Genomic DNA, 20,873 nt, shown 5'->3' with positions numbered 1-20,873 from the left:
CGGGATAATGCAAGATTAACTCTGCGTATCGCAAATTCATGGTTATTTTCCAGTACTGTGCGGGTAATATTGGGAATATCCTCTATTTTGCGATTCATTGTGTCTATCTTGCGATTTAGGAACTCTATCTTGCGATTCTTACTTAAATGTAGCAATAATCCTATTTTATAACTAATTGGCCATCTTCAATGGTTGCTTCTATTGTACTTCCTGGAAGAATCGTTCCTCCGATTAGTAGTTTTGCTACTGCAGTTTCTAAATGTCGTTGAATAAAACGTTTTAATGGTCTTGCACCAAATGCAGCGTCCGTGCCTTCCGATACAATCCATTTAAGAACTGCTGCATCCACTTGCAAATTTATTTCTTGTTCGTGAACACGATCTTGCAATTGTTTGACATATTTTTCGGCTATTTTTTCAAAATGTAGGGTAGTTAACGAGTGGAACATAATAATATCATCTAATCGATTTAATAACTCTGGTTTAAAATGTTCTCTTAAAGAAGCCATTACAAGGCTTTCTTCCTCTTCGCTAATAATCCCTGTACTATTTCCAAGAAATTGCGATCCAATATTTGAAGTTAATATGACAACCGTGTTTGTAAAATTGACGATTCTACCTTGGCTATCGGTAATACGGCCATCGTCCATTAATTGCAATAATATATTTGCAACATCTGGGTGTGCTTTTTCTATTTCATCTAATAGCACAACAGCATAAGGGTTTCTCCGAACTGCTTCAGTTAGTTGGCCACCTTCTTCATATCCAATATAGCCTGGAGGAGCGCCTACTAGTCGAGATACACTATGTTTTTCCATATATTCAGACATATCAATGCGGATAAAATGCTCTTCCGAATCAAATAAATTTGCAGCTAGCGACTTAGCAAGTTCTGTTTTACCTACACCAGTTGGCCCTAAAAATAGGAAGGATCCAATAGGTTTCCGCGGATCTTTAATGCCAGCTCGTGCTCGCCATACCGCTTCTGTTACTAATTGCACTGCTTGATCTTGTCCGACTACTCTTTCTGCAAGTGTTTCTTTTAAACGAAGAAGCTTTTCCCGTTCTCCTTCTACCAATTTTGTAACTGGAATACCAGTCCATCTAGAAACGATGGATGCAATTTCTTCTGCGGTTACTTCTTCTCGTAACAAGCGAGATTCCGTTTCTTCATTTACTTGTTGTTCATATACTTGAAGCTCTTTTTCTAAGGTAGGAATTTTCCCATGACGAAGCTCGGCAGCTTTATTCAAATCATACCTATTTTCTGCATCTTCCAATTCTCGACGATATCGGTCAAGTTCTTCTCTTTTTTGTTGAATAACTTGAATTGCTTCTTTTTCTTTTTCCCATTTGTTGCGCATCTCACTTGTAGATTGCTCTAATTCTTTTAAGTCTTGACGTATTTGTTCTACTCTTTTTTTACTGGCAGCATCTTTTTCCTTCATTAATGCTTGTTCTTCAATTTGAAGCTGCATCATTTTTCGAGTCACTTCATCAAGCTCTTGTGGCATTGAGTCAATTTCTGTTCGAATCATGGCACAAGCTTCGTCTACTAGATCAATTGCTTTGTCTGGTAAGAAACGTTCCGTAATATAACGATTTGATAATTCCGCAGCTGCTACGATTGCCCGGTCATGAATACGTACACCGTGATGCAATTCAAAGCGTTCTTTTAGCCCACGTAAAATGGACACTGTGTCTTCAACGGAAGGCTCTCTTACAAGAACTTGTTGGAATCTTCTTTCCAGTGCGGGATCTTTTTCAATATACATCCGGTATTCATCCAATGTAGTTGCTCCTATACAATGCAATTCCCCTCTGGCCAACATTGGTTTCAACATATTCCCAGCGTCCATTGCACCTTCTGATTTCCCTGCTCCAACAATTGTATGAATCTCATCTATAAATAAAATAATTTGCCCTTCGCTTTCTTTCACTTGCTTTAATACCGCTTGTAATCGTTCTTCGAATTCACCGCGGTATTTCGCACCTGCTATTAAAGAGCTCATGTCTAGTTCAAAAATTTCTTTTTCTTTTAAACCCTCTGGAACATCTTTTCGCACAATTCTTTGCGCTAATCCTTCTACAATCGCTGTTTTACCAACACCAGGTTCTCCTATTAACACGGGATTATTTTTTGTTTTTCTAGATAATATACGAATAACATCCCGTATTTCTTGGTCACGCCCAATGACAGGATCCATTTTTCCTTCTTTTACAGCGGTAACTAAATTACGCCCATATGTTTCTAATGGACTTTTTTCATCTGTTTGTTTCATTTGCATTACGAAACATCTCCTTTTAGATAAAGTTTGACCTTCTTTGACTAATGTGATTATAATATTATTTCCTGTAATTTGTAAAGAAAAGTGATTTTTTCTTATTCGCCCGATCGGGACAAGATTATTATGCTATTATTGTTATAATAATGGAAAGGTTGTGAATGTATATGAACAGGATTACCCCTTCATTCACGCGGATTTATTCATTATTTGAACAATTTGGTTCCATTAATAAAATAGAAAAAGATTGGCCTATATTTCATGAAAGGGAACGTTCCGATGAAGTGTATTTTGTTTTAGAAGGTTAAGTAAGAATTACGAAAGATACGGAAAGCGGCAGATTATTTACACTTAAAATTACAGGTTCACAATGTATTATTGGAGAAACTAGTGTTTTTTGTGAAACGGTTTAACATTCTGTATCAGCTCATACGATAGAGCCTACAAAAATAATTGCACTATCTCGATCCCAATTGGAAAAATTCTTAACTTCTTCTCCCGAACTTATGATGGAATGGATGAGAGTTATTCAACTGAATCATTTAAAAAACGAGACACGATTTCGGGATTTACTACTACATGGGAAAAAGGGAGCTCTATTTTCAACATTATTTCGTCTTTCGAATACTTAGGGAATTCTTCAAGAGGATGGCAGTATTATCATAGATCATCATTTGACCAATCAAGAAATAGCTAATCTCTGTGCAACAAGCAGAGGAGTTGTCAATCGAATGTTAAACGATATAAAAAAGTCTGATATCATTACACTTAATAAAGGTTATAACAATTCACGATCTAAACTTTTTACGGACAGAAATTGAGTGTGATTATTGTCCTCTTCATATATGTAGAATAGATTAAAATGTAATTACTTCTATTTAAAGACATAAAAATTAGGGAAACTCCTAGTATAAGAGTTTCCCTAATTTGTATCAAGTTAAACAGGATGTTTTTATCGAATGCCCAATGCAATTTTCGCATAGCGAGACATATTATCTCTTGACCATGGTGGATTGAAAACGACATTTACATCTGTTTCCTTCACTTCTGGTAATTCAGCAAGCGCCGTTTTAACTTGATCTACAATCATTGGCCCCATTGGACATCCGATTGAAGTAAGCGTCATCGTAACAATTGCAGTACCTTCTTCCGTCAACTCTACATCATAAACTAAACCTAAATTAACAATATCGACCCCTAGTTCTGGGTCAATTACATTTTCGAGTGCACTCATCATACTATCTTTCATATCTTGATCCATTATAAATCCCCCTTACTACTTTTGTTCATCATAACAAAGTCTGCTCATTATGCCAAATTGTCTCCAAGCCATTTAGTTGCTGCTAATAAGCCTTTACGGTTAACTGCATGACCTGCAGATTTTTCTTTCATAAAAACTAATTGTTCATTCCCATACTGTTTTTCATATTCCTCAATAAAATGAGCGGTTGATGCAAAAGGAACAATAACATCTTTTTCTCCATGCCAAAAAAACAAGGACTTATTTGCAAGTTTCTCCATATGAATCGAAGCATCAAAAGTAGATAAGGTGTGGAACATATTGTCCTTTTCCTCCGAGTTCAAAGGTATTGGAATTCCCTTTTGCTCGATTTGTTCGATTTGGGCTTTCGCTAATTGCACATAACTTGGAGTTCCCATCATAATTGCGGAAGCATGAATCCACGGATAGACAGTTAAGCAACCAAGTGCAGTAATGCCACCCATCGATGTTCCACCAACACCAATTTTTTGATCGGTCCAATATCCTCTTGCTCTTAGTTCTTCTTTTAATTTTCCAACTTCCTCAATGGAAGTTAGTACCGTTTCCCAAAAACGAAGACTTATTTCGACTTGATCTAATTTTTCGTCTCTGTCACCGTGTAAATGCGCATCCGGTAAAATTACCCGACATCCTTTATTTGCTAATTGATAGGCATAATGCAAATTGTGCTCTTTCGCACTTTCAAAACCATGTAAAAAGATGACAATAGGAGAATGATTATTTGTTTGATTCGTATAAATATGTAGTAAAGGTATATTATTCCATGATTCTAATTGTACGATCATTCATAGCCCACCTTTCCTCTTTATTATTATTTTAACAAAGTAATTGGATATGTCCAAAAGACTGTTTCCTATCATTTTGACGTTTAAACTGGAAAACGATACACTTTAATAGAAGGAAAGGAGAATTTAATATGCAACGACACTTAATTGTTTTAGACTTAGATGGAACTTTATTAACAGATAAGAAGGTAATTTCACATAAAACGAAGAATATATTACTACAAGCCAAAAGCGAAGGTCATGAAGTAATGATCGCGACTGGTAGACCTTATAGATCCAGTGAGATGTATTATAAGGAGCTTGGATTACATACGCCAATCGTCAACTTTAATGGGGCTTTTGTCCATCATCCAAGAAATTCTTCTTGGAATACAATTCATAAACCGATTGAACTTCATGTTGTCAAAGAAGTTGTAGAAGCAGTTCAAAGCTATTCTATTAAAAATATGCTAGCAGAAGTGTTAGATGACGTGTACTTACATCATCATGATGAACAAATGATTTCTGCATTTGCACTGGGAAATCCACATATTACTACTGGCGATTTACGTACTTTCTTGAAAACGGATCCGACAAGCTTACTCATTCATGCAGAGGAAGGTTCGGTAGACTTGGTTCGTAATCATTTACGGGATGTACATGCCGAAGTAATTGACCATCGTCGTTGGGGAGCACCTTGGGATATAATTGAAGTAGTACGACATGGCTTAAACAAGGCGGTTGGTTTAGCGCATGTCTCGGAGTATTTAGACATTCCAAAAGAACGAATTATCGCTTTTGGCGATGAAGACAATGATTTAGAAATGATTGACTATGCCGGAATTGGTGTTGCAATGGGAAATGCAATTGCACCTCTTCAAAACATTGCAAATGAAGTTACTTTAACAAATAATGAAGACGGTATTGCAGAATTTTTAATGGACCGATTGAAGTTAAAAAAATTATGATAATTTAGGAGGATGGAAATGAAATTATTCGCTGATAGTGCTTGTGATTTACCTAAATCTTTTTTTGAATTACATAATGTAGAATTGATCCCGCTTAGGGTGCATATAGACAATGACGAATATGAAGATATTATTGGAATTGATTCCAAAGAAGTGTACACAGCAATTCGTGCAGGGAAACAACCAAAAACATCTCAAGCTTCCCCAGAACTTTTTTTAACATTATTTGAAGAGCTTGCAAAGTCTGGAGAAGAGGGTTTTTACATCGCACTCTCATCTGCACTCTCCGGAACCTATAACACCGCAGTAATGATGAAAGAACAATTAATGGAAACGTACCCACACTTAAAGTTAACCATTATTGATTCAAAATGTGCATCACTTGGAATTGGGCTTCTAATAAAAGAGGCAGTTCGATTAAGAGATGAAGGATTGAGCTTGCCCATGATGGAAGAGAAGATTAGATTTTCTGCTATGCATATGGAGCATCTTTTCACAGTGGAAGATTTAGACTATATGGCTCGTGGTGGAAGAGTTTCTAAAGCAAGTGCATTTATTGGAGGACTCCTTAACATTAAACCTCTTCTTCATGTAGAAGAAGGAAAACTTGTCCCGATCGAAAAAATACGCGGACGCAAAAAAGTGGTCAAGCGAATAATCGATGTAATGGGAGAACGAGCGGATCGTTTAGAGGAACAAGACATCGCTATTAGTCATGGGGATGACGAAGCAACTGCACTTGAACTAAAGCAATTAATAGAAGAACGATATCACCCAAAAAGCATTGAAATTCATCTAATCGGCTCCACAGTTGGAGCACATGCTGGACCAGACACATTGGCCTTATTCTTTTTAAATAAATTATCTTAAAACTTATCTTTTTAAAATTTTATGGCTGAAATTCTATTAATTTATAGAATTTCGGTTATTTTTATTCAGCTGAATAATTCTGTCACTTCTCCACATAATAACGAATACGTGAAGAAATTCATGAATCTTTTTATGGGTTGGAGTGTATTTATGGGAATATTAAGCGGTAATCCGAGTGATGAACCATTGCATTACGGTGAAGTATTTGGAATTTGGGCAAATCTAGCTACTAACAATGGGCTAATAGCGGCTTATCAAACGTTTTTCAATCATACAGGTGATGATGATCTAAAAAAAATAATTGAAGAAGCAGTACAATGCATGGAAGATGAAAGCAAGCAACTAGAAAAAATATTAAAAGTGAATGCAGTTGGACTTCCTCCTGCCCCACCTGCTCGTCCCGTAGCACGACTGGAAGATATTCCTGTTGGAGCTCGATTCAATGATCCAGAAATTTGTGCAGCACTTTCTATGGATGTGGCTGCTGGTTTGGTTGCATGCAGCCAAGCGATGGGTATGTCAATACGAGAGGATATAGGAATGATGTATGGGCAATTTCATACGAGTAAAGCACAACTAGGTGCAAAGTTGCTAAAGTTAAGTAAAAGTAAGGGATGGTTAGTACCCCCTCCTCTTCATGTAAACTTCCCAGAAAAACATTAATAAGAGAAACGCTAGCGACCTTTAAGTGCATCCTGTCTTTACTATTTTCAGAGTGCTTTGGACAAAACATCAGCTACACTATTACCGTTGGAATTTTTGTGGATCGTGAAGTGACTGCGTCACTTCACGATCCATTTTTTTCGGTAATCTTGTAGCAATCGTTTGTCCGTCGCCCTCTTGTACTAGGTAATGACATGTTGCATTAGGTTTGGTTAATGAGAGAATAAATCCTTTCCTATTCTTTTAAAAGCGGACGAAGAGTCAATTTCGTCCGCTCAGTACTTCTACATCAAGAGATACTATCTATTTTTTCAGGTTCCACATAGCCTATTTATAAAGCATGGAAAGTACCAGTTCATTATTTTCCCGAAGCATATTTCCTTTCTTATTTGTACTGTTGATTGGAGCGGAAGGCAGCGGATCTTAGGGGATTAGCAAGCAAATTAAGACCTCGGACGAAGCGCAGCGAAATTAATTTTTGCGACGAGCTTACGCAGGAGCACAGGAAGCTGCTTGATGCTTGCTCCCTGGAAAACGTCCGCCTGCAGCGGAAGTCAACCTGTTCCTGGTATGAAAATTCATATACTTTTGCATGAAAACAGCGGCTTGATTTATACTCAAAAATTAATAGGGTATCCAACAATCAAAATAATACTGGTTTAAAGTTGAAATTAGCTTTTTCATGATAGAGATGGCTTTTGTCAAACCTGTGCCATGGTAGTTTCTTATCTTTTAAGAAAATGAGCTGACTCAAGTGTTAGTCAGCTCATTTTCCAATTTTATTCTTTTCCTTCGCGTCTTTTTTGTTTTCCTTTTTTCCATACGATAACTAAAAATAGGACAAACAAAAGATATGCTACACACATTGCAACTATATATGCTGTATTTAAACCTTTGCGGTCGGTTACTTGATAAATTTCGACGACCTCACGATCTAGAACTAATCTATATTGCCCATCATTGTCTGGACGAACTATATCTGATTCGAATATTCCTCGAAGTTCTTTATTTTCCCCCACTACATTACTCGATAAATCAATTCGTTGTGTAGCACTTGTATTGTTCACAACTACAATGAACGTTTCTTTATCTGAATAACGTTTAAATACAACATAACCATTCTCATTTTTCAACAGTTCAGTTTTACCTGTACGAAGTGTTTCCGATTTATTGCGAATAGAATTGATATCTTTTAAATAATTTGTGATATCTTCATCCACTCGAAAGTTCATCACTTGATGGCTTTCTTGAGGAATTTGCCCATTCATAGCGATTTCCGTCCCATAACTCATATATGGCACTCCGGGCATGGCTAGAATTGTACCCATAGCTATTTTAATGCGAGTTGGAGGAAACATATTCTCAAGCGCACTAAAGTAAGTAAATCTCTCTGTATTCAGTTGATCAATCATTAATAAATCATTATCAGTTGTAGAAGCAATTCCTTCTGAAGGTAAATCCGTATTTTTAAATGCTTCTCTAAAATCAACGAGTAATTGATTGGAGTAATGCGCATCCAAATTTGCATCTGATTCTTCTAAAGCAATAGCATACATTGGATTACGCACTTCTTTGATTTCTGCAATCAAGTCATTAAGAAATGAAGTAGGTGCACCTTCTAATTGAGAAAATTTTACACCATCAATTTCATACTTTTTAGCAAAATCCACAATTGCTTTCTCTAATTCCTTCTGTACTTCTGGATTAGCTAGATCCACTTGCATTACACCATTGTCAGTATTGACAATCCAATCTTTTTTCTTAGGATCCATATTCCAAATATGATTTTCACTAAAATTATTCAACGGGAATCCGACGACAATTTTCATCCCTTTTTTATGCGCTACTTTTATAAGCTCCTGAAATTCTTCTGGCGTTCCAAATCTTTTTTCAATCTCATTAAAATCTAGAACACGCTTTCCATCATATGTGTCAGTTGCGAAAACTGGTCCAATTGAAATAATTGTAAACCCCATATCTTTAATATGATCCATCTTCTCTACAATTCCAAGAAAATCTCCTCCAGCAAATGCATTTGGATCTTGGGCATTGACGTTAATATCATTTGAAACTACCTTATTAAAATAACGGTCCACATATAAATCGTAAATACTCTCGTTATGTATAGATGCATTTGTCTCAGCATTTGTCTCTTTTGTTGATGTTAACCAAAGTCCGCTTATTAATAACGCGGCCACAAACCACTTTTTAACGTTCACGTAAAATCCTCCTCTATTTAGAAAAGCGACACACACATTTATTGTTCCGAAATTCACCGGGACAGCTTGTATCTGAAGCTAGACACACAATTAAAACATATCAACGTTATTTTATCAAAGCTACATTTTAATCGCTATTGTTTAAGTACGAAAGTCCAAAATATTACTTCTAATTCGTCCAAACTGTGTCATCTTGGAAGTATAATTCTTCACTATAAACACTTTCAATTTCTATAAATCCATAAAGCAAGTCTATCCACCCCTAATCGGATGGCATCTGCCCCTACAATAATTCATTAGCTCATAAAACGTGGCTATAAGCCCATAAAGCAAGTCTATACACCCCTAATCGGGTGGTATCTGCCCATACAAAATCCATTAGCTCATAAAACGTGGCTATAAGCCCATAAAGCAAGTCTATCTACCCCTAATTGGATGGCATCTGCCCCTACAAAATCCATCAGCTCATAAAAAGTGGCTATAAGCCCATAAAGCAAGTCTATCTACCCCTAATCGGGTGGCATCTGCCCATACAAAATCCATTAGCTCATAAAACGTAGCTATAAGCCCATAAAGCAAGTCTATCCACCCCTAATCGGATGACATCTGCCCCTACCAATACCATAAGCCCATAAGTAGTCTCTTTCAACATTGGAAAAGCCACCAATTATTTTGGTGGCTTTTCCTTATGATCATACTGCTGAATAATACTTTTATGTAGTTCATCAAGTTCATTTTCAAAACTAGAATTTGCAGTTTGTTGTTTCGACAGGAATAATGAAGCAATAACAAATACTATCATCAATAATAGGACGAATATGAGTAAGGATATACCTAACATTTGCCTGCTCCCTGCCTTTCGTTCTTTATGTTCAAAATTATCATTGTGGCTCTGAAATGAAAAGGAGCTTTCCCTAATCGGTGAAAGCCCCTCTCACTTATGGTGCTCCTGCGCTAGCTCGTCGCATAAAAATAAAAAGCGGACGGAGCCAAAATCTTGGTGCTCCTGCGCAAGCTCGTCGCATAAAAATAAAAAGCGAAAAAGCCGCTTTTTATTTTTATGCTAAGAAATTAATACCCATTGGTAATTTGAATCCTAGGAATAGAGCGATTAAGAAGAAAACGAAAAACAGTACGACAAACAATGTGAACGGTTTTCCTTTTTTCTTTTTCACTAATGACATTTCCATCATCCCAATGACAAGAATACCAGCTAAAAGTTTGAAGCCATATAGCATTCCTTGGTCAAAGTCCATGCCTTTAATGAATAATGCAACACCTGAAACAATTACCAAAATATAAAATACACGTAGAATCATGTGAATTACTTTTGGATTAGCCATTGCTAGTGCAACAAAAAACAAAATGATTGCGATTACCCATGTTGTAATGTGTAAATCTGTTCTTGCTAAAAAGTCCATTTATTTCACCTCAATCGTTTACTTTACATATCTATCTTACCATTTCAGCTAGTAATTTACTCGAATTTGTTCACTAGAGTACCAATTCCTTCAATAGAAATTTTCACAATATCGCCTGATTTCAAAAACTTAGGAGGATTAAATCCATTCCCCACCCCTGCAGGAGTTCCAGTTAATATTATATCACCTGGCTCTAATGTGACTGTTTTTGAAATGTCCGCAATAATCTGCTCTACTGAAAACACCATATCAGATGTCTTTCCATTTTGACGGATTTCATCGTTCACTTTCGTCACAACGGTTAATTCTTGTGGGTTAGGTATTTCATCTTTTGTTACAACATAGGGACCAAGTGGACATGAACCTTCTAAGCTTTTTCCTAAGAAATATTGTTGGTGTCTCTTTTGAATATCACGAGCAGTTAAATCATTGGCAATTGTATAGCCGAATATATAGTCATATGCTAGTTTAGAAGGAATATCTTTTCCTTTTTTACCAATTACAATCGCAAGCTCTCCTTCGTAATCATAGGAAGAGGTTTTATCTGCATGTACAGAAAGCGTTTGCTCATCTGCTGCAATAGCAGTTGGTGACTTAGTGAATACTACAAAGGAATTCGCTGCTCCGCCCATTTCTTTTGCATGATCGGCGTAGTTTTTACCAACTGCCATAATATTTTTAGGAGTTCTGGGAATGGGTGATAACCATTCGATTTCCGTAAATGAATGTTTGAAGCTATTGGGATTTTCACTTTTCAGAGCTGCTTCGACTAATTTTCTAATTTGTTCAATGAAATCAATACCAAGACTTACTCCTTCTACAATTGTACCTGGAAAGCTTGGCAATACTTGAAGGGTCTCTTGAATTCTTAGTACATCCCATACTGCTTCTTCTTTTTTTACTTTTGGTCCAAAGTAAATTCCATCATTTAATCGGTATGATAATAATTTCATCGTGTCGACACTCCTTCAAATTGTTTTGACTTCTATTCTTAGTGTATTACAAATTGACTTTCTTTTCACCTTTTTTCGACAACTTTCAAGAAAAGTGCAAGTACCCATTAAAAACACATTGCTTTTACGATATACTTTGTGCTTTGGACGAAACATTTGCTACCTTATAACCGAGAGATTTTTTTGATGGAGAAGTGAATGCGTCACTTCTCCATCAACTTTTTTGGTAATCTTGTGGCAGATATTTGTCCCTCGCCCTCTTGGAATGTGTAGAGGCATGCTGCATAAGGTTTGGATAATGAGAGATTAGATTTCCATCCTATTCTTTTAAAAGCGGACGAAGAGTCAATTTCGTCCACTTAAGCCTTCTTTATCAATAGAAGCTATCTATTTTTCTCATGTTCCCCCTACTCTAATCATCTACCCACTGGTTCATGTAGACTGTGATCTGTAAAAGTAAAAAACATCAAGATCAAGCTCCTGTAAAATTAAAGGCATCAACAATAACCTAAGTAGAAATTTTCTCTTTTTTAGAAGCGGGATAAGTCAGTTTCCTCCACAATGCCTCTACTGGACCTTGCTTAAATTTCATAAACCACATTTCTGCAAATACAAGCTGTAGTACATATATACCGACAGCCATCCAAGTTCCTGTTTGAATATTTACCTTCCCATATAAACCAAATCCGTACGAATAGAAAATGGTCGTAGCAATGATTGATTGCATTAGATAGATAGTCATCGACATACGTCCTGCTTTTGCAAATGGAGAAAGTAATTTTTGCATAATAGGGACAGTGCAAATAAGGGCAATGATTCCCGCGTATGCGATTGCTTGTAAAGGCCCACCAAAAGTATCCTGGACCGAAACGGTGAACATATTTGCTTCCGTTAAGTAAGGAATCCACTTAATAGCAGTTCCACCAATTAGCGTTAGGAGAATCGTTACAATCCAAAATACTTTTAATTCGCGCGCTCGTTCGATTAACTTAAGCTTTGCAGCCGCCGCTCCTATCAATAAAAACGGCACAATCGTAAATAACATGACAATAATAATTGCTCCATTTTGAGTCATATATAACCAATCATTTAAGCGTTGCCAGAAAATGTCGACCCACGAACCATGTGCATATGCAGCAACAGAAGATTCAATCTCTTGAATACCTGTATAAATGATGACACTATTCGGATCGGCTTTTGCTATTAAATAGATTAATCCATGAAATAGACCATTTGGAAGTAAAAATAAAACCGCACTTATAAAAAACAACCAAATCGGCTTTAAACGAATCATGACTAAAAGGACAAAACCTGCAAGCGCATAGGTGATTAGAATATCTCCCGACCAAATAAGAAACGCGTGAACGCATCCAATTAATAGCAGTACTGACAGTCTTCGTACTGCTAACTTCGCAAAGGAAGTACCTCTCTCCTTTGTTTTCATAAACTGCATGGAAAGTCCGTATCCAAATAACATCGCAAACAAGGGATATACACTGCTTTGTATGAAGATATCAATCCACATATAGGTTTCATGATCACCTGGAAAGTGAAACCAAGTATACGGATTAAAATAAATATACGGAGAATGAAAAAACAGCATATTGACGATAAAAATACCTAGAAGTGCAAATCCTCTCATCACATCAATCGAAATAACACGTTCTTTCACCGCTGTTGGACGAATCAACAATTTTTTTCCTCCTAGAATGTAACCGTTTTGTCTATATCAAATAAATAAAGCACTTTCTCTTTTATCTCTACTTTCATAATAGCTTCGATTGCTTGTGCATAAAGCGAAAGTTGGATATTATATCGTTTTTTCATCTCTTCTATTAAATGAGTTTCATTTGCTATTAAATGTTGCACACGGTCAGTCTTGTAATCAAGTAATACCCATCGTCCGTCCTCTTCTAAAAACAAGCAGTCCACCACACCTTGAATTATTTGGCTATCACCGTCTTCATCTTTTAAAGAGTAGGTGAACGGAAACTCACGCATAATTTCTTTCGCTTTTTTTAGTCGCTCTGCTATTTCAGAATGAAAGAATGGAACCATTTTCTTCAGATCAATTGCCTTTTGTTCTGCTTTTGTTAATATTTCTTTTTGGACAAGCGTTTCCGCAAAGGCAGCCACTTGATCAACCGTTTTTATTTCACTTAAATCAACGTTTTGCATAAATGCATGAACAGCTGTTCCGGCCTCTGCTCCTGTTAGTTTTGCTTGTTGAAGGAAAAAAGGCCGCGTTGCAATTTGAGTCATTTTCTTAGCAGTGTTACCCATTTGGAAATAATCTTGATCTTCTCTAGCTTCTAACAACTGCAGTTTCTTTATTTCACTAACGGCTTGTTTCGAACGTTTATGTGTAGAAAGTTCAAAAGGATATGGTGTATCAAAACGAGCTTTTATAGTTGGTAAGGAAGGTAAGGTATCTTTCACAAATAATGCATCCAATGGTCTTTTTTCTGTAACTTCTACTTCCGCACGCTGTTTCAACTCGTCTATACATTTTGTGACAATTTTCCATTTAGACTCACTTTCCACAACGTTTGCTTTTATTACTTCTGCAATTTGTTTATAATCCGCATGTCTCGCAATTGCAGGACCAATCCAATCCAAATAACCTTTTGCTTTTGCACGCATATATCCAGGTAACATTTCATCTGCTAAAACGGATTGTGCATCCTCCCATTTATCGAGCGTCTTTGCTAAATCTTTTATAGAAGCAATAAGGAATAAATGCTCTTTCGCTCTAGTCATTGCAACATATAAAACACGCATTTCTTCGGCTTTTAACTCCATTTGTTTCTTTTCTTTCATCGCCAAGAATGGCAAGGAAGTAAAGGAAATTCGTTTATCAGGGTCAATTGCTTTTACGGCAAGTCCGAACGACTGATCAAATAAATAAGCTTCGTTAAAGTCCATTTGGTTAAACGGTCTTCCCATTCCTCCAAGAAAAACGATAGGAAACTCTAATCCTTTTGAAGAGTGAATCGTCATTAAACGTACAACATTTTCTTTTTCACTAATAGCACGTGCTGCTCCCAAATCATCTCCACGTTTTCGCATACGATCGATGAAACGTAAAAAGCGAAATAGCCCTCTAAAAGAAGTCTTCTCATAATCTACTGCACGGTCATGTAAAATACGTAAGTTAGCTTGGCGCTGCTTCCCGTTAGGCATAGATCCTACCATTTCATAATAATTCGTATCCAAATAAATTCGCCAAATCAAATCCGCAAGTGAACCTCTTCTACTTAGATTTCGCCAATCTTCAAACTGCAGGACAAAACGTTGCAGTTTTTCCTCCGTTTCCGCTGACATCCCGCCTCTTCCAGCAATATATAATTTTAATGCTTCATAAAATGGATCTTTCGGAGCAGCTAAACGAATAAGTGCAAGTTCCGACTCCGTTAATCCAACGAAAGGCGAACGCAGAACAGCAGCTAACGAAATATCTTGGTAAGGGTTATCAATTGTTCGAAGAGTATGGAGCATAATAAGTACTTCAATTGCTTCAAAATAACCTTTCGATAACTCGGCATATAATGGAATTCCCGCTTCTTTAAATTGATCAGTTACTTCTTGAGACCAAGTCATCGAACGCATTAAGATGACAATATCACTATATTGAATAGGACGAGTTGTTTTTTTCCACGGATCGTAAACAGATGCTCCTGTCTCCATCATTTGTTTAATTTTAGAAATGATATAACGAGCTTCTGCTTGCGATTTTTTTAACTCTTCTTCCGCGATTACAACTTCATCTTCCGAATCTTCCGCACTACCGTCCTCTACCTCATATAAAAGTGCTAGTTCAACAGTTGCTTCACTTTCGTCATAGGGTGCTTGGGGTTTTAACGAAGCAGCATCATCGTAATTTATTTCCCCTACACTTTCTCCCATGATTTGCTGGAAAATATAATTCGTAGCATGTAACACTTCTTTACGACTTCTAAAGTTTGCGTTTAAATCAATTTTCACACCCGAGTCAATGGGTATTTCGTTAAATAGAAGATACTTTCCTAAAAATAGCATCGGTTCTGCTAAACGAAAACGATAAATGGATTGTTTCACATCACCAACCATGAACATATTGCCCGTCTGCTCGTCCCCACTTTTAACGAATTGCAAAATAGTTTCTTGCAGTCTATTTGTATCTTGGTATTCATCTACTAATACTTCTTTGAAACGAGCTTGATACTCTTTTGCGATCTCAGAGGGACCTAACTCTCCATTTTCTTCACGGACACTTAATATTTCCAGTGCATAATGCTCTAAATCTGAGAAATCGACCAGCCCTTTATCATTTTTAGCAGCAGAATATCTCTCTCCATATGTAACTGCTAAATCGACCAAAGTTTTGAGTTGTGGGGCCATCAGTCTCATTTCCTCTAATAATCGTTCAGGAGTTCGCGTGAAAAAATTCTCTTTTAATTCGTTGACAATTTTTTTTACTTTCGTTCGTTTATCTGTCGCTTGTTTTTTCAGTATCTCGTCACAAGAGTCTTTTTTGATGGTCGCAGCTTTTCCCCATGACAAGCTTTGAAAATAATGAAACACATCTCGCCAAGACTCATTTTTCATCAACGAAATCGCTTCTTGTATCATGAGTTGGTCCTTCACTGCTGTTTCTGCTAAGAGGGCTGGTCCATTCGGTAAATTCGTTAGCTTACGAATTTCTTCCGTCACCGCAATCGCTTCTTCCAACTGATGAACAATCGACAGCTTTAATGGGCCAATAAATGGAAGCCCATCAATTGAAGCTGCTTCACTTAAATTATATGCTTCTGGAATAGCAAGTAACCATTTCTTCGGTTCTGGATGCACCCGTGCATACGTATATAACTTTTCAATCATCGTCTCAATCGACTGGTCATCTCGGTCAGATGTAAAACTGTCCGAAAGTCGGTACATTGGTTCTGGGTCATCTACATGATAAGCTTCTTCCAATACTTCTGCTAAAATATCATCTCGCATTAATGCCGCTTCGGTTTCATTTGCGATTCGGAATCCCGGATCAATCGTCAACATATAGGAGTACTGACGAACGATATTTAAACAAAATGAATGGAGCGTAGAAATTTGCGCTTTATTTAACAGACTCAACTGTTTACGAAGATGAGCAGATGATGGATCCAGTGCAATTGCTTTTTCTAATGCCTCACCCATTCGGTGACGCATTTCAGCGGCTGACGCATTGGTAAATGTCACGACGAGTAATTCGTCGACGTTTATCGGATTATCTTTCGCAATTACTTTTTGAATAAGGCGATCGATTAAAACGGCTGTTTTACCAGAACCAGCTGCTGCAGAAACAAGCACATCTGAACCACTAGCCCAAATAGCCTTCCACTGTGCAGGAGTCCATGTTAAATCTTCTGGCATATTAGGAATGTTCACTTGTACCCATCTCCCCTCGTATTTTTTCCGTCACTATTTCTGGTTGTTCTGCTTTTAATTGACGTATTGATTGGTTCGGATCTTGTGGATCAAACTGACATACACTTCGATACGAACAATACGTACAAGGCATCTTATCTTTTAAACGATACGGATAAACACGAGTGTCACCTGCATTCATCCCATTTCCTGCCTGTTCATGTTTTTTTCGTACGAATGATTGGAGCAGTTTCATATCTCCTTGGTCCACCACTTTCGATGACGCCTTTGATAGTTTTCCATCTTTATTCATTCGTACTGGTATTACTTTTGAAAATCCTTCTATTTGTTCATCCATTTCCATAATGACTTCTGGTTCATCTAGTAACAAGCCATTCATTTTATACGATTTATAAATAGCATCTTCTAACTCTGCTTCTGCCATTTCTTTTTTCGATTGAATAAAAGGATTATGCAAATGTACATATAAAACACCTGCAGGCTGTGCTTCTTCCTGTAACCAAATTGGCGCATTTTCTATCGCGATATCTAAATATGTTAACATTTGCAGGGATAAACCGTGATACACTTCGTTCAAATCAATGCCTTTTTTAGAAGATTTATAATCCACGATTCGTACGTACATATTCCCGTTCACATTTGCCGCGTCTACTCGGTCAATTCTTCCACGCAACTGCATTTTTCTGTGATGCTTAAGGCCAATTTCTAAAGCGGGTAAAGCTTCCCCAGGACCAAATCCTGCTTCCACTGCAATAGGAACGAACCCGGAGACATTAGAATGCTTACTTAATGCAATGAGTGTAGAAGCGACAATTTGTTCTAGTTTTCGTTGGATATAACGATAGCGATTCGTACTTAACAATAACTGGTGGACAAAGATTGGCACAATATGATCGACTGCTTGTTTTGCAAGTTGCATACACTGTGCTCTCGAAAGCTCGCCCCAGATTAAATTTAATCGATTGGTTTCATCCGAAATCCATTTTAATGCAGCATGAAATAAATCACCCATTGCAGGTGCTTCCAAACGATATTCTGCACGTTCCTCTAACTTTAATCCGTAGGCGGCAAAATGAGCAAAGGGACAACTATAATATTTTTCTACGCGTGATACACTAGAGATCATCGTTTCACCGTAAAGAGCAGATGTCATATTCTGCGTAAGTCTTTCGGTTTTATTGCCATGAATAAGTGGCTTTACAATCCTATTCAATAATTTTGACCAATAAGGATCATCCATATAATAGCGATATATGGATTGCCAAACTTCCGAAAGTTCCCCTGTCTCCAACGCTTCCCTAAGTTGCATAACGACATAAGGTAATGTAGTTCTGGGGTGACTAATGGTAGATAAATCAAAAACAGTCTCTGTGGAATCGCTCGGATCCATTACTGCAATATTGACTTGGACATTTCCTACCATTTGCTGAAGTTTTTTTATATACATCGAAGGAAGCATTGCTTTCCCTTCACTATCTGCAATCGGATAAGACACATATAAATATTCGGATGCAGCAGTGAATGCTTTATATACTAAATAGTTTTCATCCAGTAAACGCATTTTGGAGGTCGGAGCTAACTCAAAACCAATTTGAGCGAACCATTCGCGTTCTGTGTCCGAGAGTAGCCCTTCATGATCCATTCTTTTTGGATATACACCGTCATTTACCCCAAGAACAAAAACAGCCTTTATATCCGAAATTCTTGCGATATCTAAATTTGCGACAACTACTTGATCGACTGTCGGTGGAATTCGAGAAAAGGTTAACTGGTCATATCCTTCTTCTAAAATTTTCGAAGCTTCTTCGAGTGTCATATCTTTTTCCCCAAACATTAAAACGAATTGATCTAGTACATTGATCCATTCATTCCATGCTTGCTCATGTTCAGTTGCAAGTAATAATTGCCCTTCTTCCTCTTCTGTTTCCTTTAAGACTTGCAACTTATCGTAAACTTGCAATGTGTCCATAAATGTAAATAAGGCTGTAGCAATTTCAATTCCCGTCTTACTTCCTTCTAGCTTTTCTGCCAGCGTTTTTAAGGGATTCACTACTAAATCTCTAACTGTATGAATATCCGCTTGAATACTTAACTCTTCATCCGTTTGAACTTTCGAATAAAATTCAAGGCCACGATATTTTTTATATATCCAGCACCGGTCATCGAACCATCTGTCTCCGTATATGCCGAAAGACAGAACAAAATTTTCTAATCGATCCGCCCTTTCTCTCCAGGCCCTCTTGGGAGCATTTAATGGGAAAAACAGATCCGTTTTAATTGCCCGGAACATCGGCTCATACTTCCAATCCGTGCGAATGATTTCCAATACAGAACGACTTAATTCGATTAGTGGATGATGTAACATCGTTTTTTTCTGGCTAATAAACACAGGAATATCGTATTGCGCAAAAATAGTTTCGATTAGTCCTTCGTAAGCTTCCGCTTCACGATGTAAAATCGCCATTTCTTTATATCGAACATCCTTTTGTTGCATAAGCGCCCGCATATTCCGTGCTACTGCATGAACTTCCGCACGTCGATTTGCTGCTTCTGTTAGTTGAAGATTACCTTCTGTTAGAATTTCTTGAGGTGGAAGCTTATCGAAGTCTACTTCGATATGGGCTAATTCTTTCGAAACAAAACGTTTTTGATTTGTTTGATGCACGGTCGCTTCTACATCCACTTTTTCCACACTTGCAATATCTAGGAGTCTATTACATGTAGTTGCAGGTTGATAAAATAAGGACTGCTCATCTAATGCATCTGCAAGCGATTCCATTGGAAGTGCTATCGTAATACGTTTTACCTTTTTCATTAATGCTTGAATTATTTCCAACTCTCTCGTTGTAAAAGAAGTAAATCCATCTATATAAATTTCCGTCGTTTCGAGCAGCGAGGAGTCTTTAATTTTTTGTGCGAGTAATGTTAAATACCCTTCTCCGTCTATATAGCTCGTTCCCAACTTTTGCTCCATCAAATCGAGCATCATGACTAAATCAGACGATTTATCCATTAATGTTTTTGGAGCTTGTACATTTTCTAAATAATTTAGTATATGGGACATCGTTTCATAATCTAAACAGTATCGGTTAAATTCCTTCAAAAGTACTTCAATTTGATCGGTGAATCCTCGTTTTGATGCTGCTCTTTTAAATAATTTGAATTGATCTTTATTATCTTCTAGCAAGCTTCGGATTAGCATTCGATATCCAAACCCGCTAATTTCCTCTTTGGCAATGCCTCCTGTTTCCTGCAATACTCGCCAAGCTAACCGTTTAAATGTCGTTACTTGGGCCCGTATTAAACCCGCAAGTCCTGAATCTGCTGCAAGTGTATACTCACTAGAAAATGACATTTGGTCAGGTACAATATAAAATAACGGATCTCCAATAGGTGCCGCCTGTAAAGTATCAATTATTTCCTGTTGCATAAACTTTGTTTTACCTGTTCCCGATCGTCCACTTACAATTCTTAATGACAATTTCGCACCTACTTTCTTAAAATAAAAAACGAATAATTCCTTCTCTCTATTGTACAAAACATCCAGGAGAGTTGGAAATTATTCGAAATTTAAATTTAGTGTGTCGTACTAGCAACGGAGTAAAATATATACTCAGTTCTGTTGATTTGCCAAAAGTGACCAGTAAATTACCCCTTAGCTTTATCTATGCAGCACCTATATAAACTAGCATCGCCATTATTAAAGTGGGCAAAGAACGCATTGTTTATATAGTGCGTACCAAAGAGACCTATTAAGTGACCGCTAGGATTTTCGCTGCAGGGCGGACGCTTTCCGCTGGGTGAGCGATGAGCCATCGCCGACGCTACGCGTTCGCCTGCGATTGCTCATCTGTCTCACTCATCCGGCTGGAGTCGCCGCCCTTTCGCTACAATCCCATAGGGCCTTGCTAACTATTCAATAAAACCTGATACAATTGTCCGATAAATTATGAGCAACATTGGATACTTTTTTTGCAACATTAAGAGGCATATGCGCAATATAGGACGTGATACTCGCAACGTTCTTGGACATTTGCGTAATATAT

At 37.3% G+C, this 20,873-nt stretch carries 15 protein-coding genes; 5 read left to right on the top strand and 10 right to left on the bottom strand.

Annotated features, from left to right (window positions below; translation table 11 throughout):
* Nucleotides 1-160: 160 nt before the first annotated feature.
* Complete coding sequence (locus tag PB01_RS05010) at nt 161-2,287, bottom strand: ATP-dependent Clp protease ATP-binding subunit (RefSeq protein WP_151699176.1); 2,127 nt, start codon at nt 2,285-2,287, stop codon at nt 161-163.
* A gap of 164 nt (nt 2,288-2,451) precedes the next feature.
* On the opposite strand from PB01_RS05010, the gene PB01_RS21230 reads away from it, so the two are divergent.
* Entirely contained in the window at nt 2,452-2,592 is a 141-nt protein-coding gene (locus PB01_RS21230; RefSeq protein WP_225986174.1) for a hypothetical protein, read from the top strand.
* A 366-nt stretch (nt 2,593-2,958) separates the two neighbouring features.
* Complete coding sequence (locus tag PB01_RS21225; protein ID WP_264158167.1) at nt 2,959-3,105, top strand: helix-turn-helix domain-containing protein; 147 nt, start codon at nt 2,959-2,961, stop codon at nt 3,103-3,105.
* Nucleotides 3,106-3,236: 131 nt separating this feature from the next.
* On the opposite strand, the gene PB01_RS05000 is transcribed toward PB01_RS21225, so the two are convergent.
* Nucleotides 3,237-3,545, bottom strand: a complete 309-nt coding sequence (locus PB01_RS05000) for a metal-sulfur cluster assembly factor (protein ID WP_151699175.1) — start codon at nt 3,543-3,545, stop codon at nt 3,237-3,239.
* A gap of 47 nt (nt 3,546-3,592) precedes the next feature.
* On the bottom strand, nt 3,593-4,351 hold the full coding sequence (locus PB01_RS04995; RefSeq protein ID WP_151699174.1) for a prolyl oligopeptidase family serine peptidase: 759 nt from the start codon (nt 4,349-4,351) through the stop codon (nt 3,593-3,595).
* A 131-nt stretch (nt 4,352-4,482) separates the two neighbouring features.
* On the opposite strand from PB01_RS04995, the gene PB01_RS04990 reads away from it, so the two are divergent.
* The 3 genes from PB01_RS04990 (at nt 4,483) to PB01_RS04980 (ending at nt 6,831) form a co-directional block, all read left to right on the top strand.
* Nucleotides 4,483-5,298, top strand: coding sequence for a Cof-type HAD-IIB family hydrolase (locus PB01_RS04990; RefSeq protein WP_151699173.1), 816 nt, complete (start codon nt 4,483-4,485; stop codon nt 5,296-5,298).
* Nucleotides 5,299-5,316: 18 nt separating this feature from the next.
* Complete coding sequence (locus tag PB01_RS04985) at nt 5,317-6,168, top strand: DegV family protein (protein WP_151699172.1); 852 nt, start codon at nt 5,317-5,319, stop codon at nt 6,166-6,168.
* A 150-nt stretch (nt 6,169-6,318) separates the two neighbouring features.
* A complete protein-coding gene (locus tag PB01_RS04980; protein WP_151701970.1) occupies nt 6,319-6,831 on the top strand; it encodes a DUF3231 family protein in 513 nt (170 codons plus the stop codon).
* A 779-nt stretch (nt 6,832-7,610) separates the two neighbouring features.
* On the opposite strand, the gene PB01_RS04975 is transcribed toward PB01_RS04980, so the two are convergent.
* The 7 genes from PB01_RS04975 to addB form a co-directional block, all read right to left on the bottom strand.
* A complete protein-coding gene (locus tag PB01_RS04975) occupies nt 7,611-9,050 on the bottom strand; it encodes an alpha-amylase family glycosyl hydrolase (protein WP_151699171.1) in 1,440 nt (479 codons plus the stop codon).
* A 667-nt stretch (nt 9,051-9,717) separates the two neighbouring features.
* Complete coding sequence (locus PB01_RS20880; RefSeq protein ID WP_192797478.1) at nt 9,718-9,891, bottom strand: hypothetical protein; 174 nt, start codon at nt 9,889-9,891, stop codon at nt 9,718-9,720.
* Nucleotides 9,892-10,108: 217 nt separating this feature from the next.
* The gene (locus PB01_RS04970; protein ID WP_151699170.1) at nt 10,109-10,471 is read right to left on the bottom strand and encodes a YisL family protein; all 363 of its coding nucleotides are present in this window, start codon (nt 10,469-10,471) and stop codon (nt 10,109-10,111) included.
* 56 nt (nt 10,472-10,527) lie between these two features.
* Nucleotides 10,528-11,424, bottom strand: a complete 897-nt coding sequence (locus tag PB01_RS04965) for a fumarylacetoacetate hydrolase family protein (RefSeq protein WP_151699169.1) — start codon at nt 11,422-11,424, stop codon at nt 10,528-10,530.
* A gap of 508 nt (nt 11,425-11,932) precedes the next feature.
* Nucleotides 11,933-13,117 carry a DUF418 domain-containing protein gene (locus PB01_RS04960; protein ID WP_151699168.1) on the bottom strand — a complete coding sequence of 395 codons (1,185 nt, stop codon included), beginning with the start codon at nt 13,115-13,117 and terminating at the stop codon, nt 11,933-11,935.
* A gap of 11 nt (nt 13,118-13,128) precedes the next feature.
* The gene (addA, locus tag PB01_RS04955) at nt 13,129-16,812 is read right to left on the bottom strand and encodes a helicase-exonuclease AddAB subunit AddA (protein WP_151701969.1); all 3,684 of its coding nucleotides are present in this window, start codon (nt 16,810-16,812) and stop codon (nt 13,129-13,131) included.
* Between the two features lies 1 nt (nt 16,813).
* A complete protein-coding gene (gene addB / locus PB01_RS04950) occupies nt 16,814-20,308 on the bottom strand; it encodes a helicase-exonuclease AddAB subunit AddB (RefSeq protein WP_151699167.1) in 3,495 nt (1,164 codons plus the stop codon).
* Nucleotides 20,309-20,873: the final 565 nt, after the last annotated feature.

The organism is Psychrobacillus glaciei (assembly GCF_008973485.1).
In the GTDB taxonomy this organism is placed as follows: domain Bacteria; phylum Bacillota; class Bacilli; order Bacillales_A; family Planococcaceae; genus Psychrobacillus; species Psychrobacillus glaciei.
This window is presented reverse-complemented; position numbering and strand designations above follow the sequence as displayed.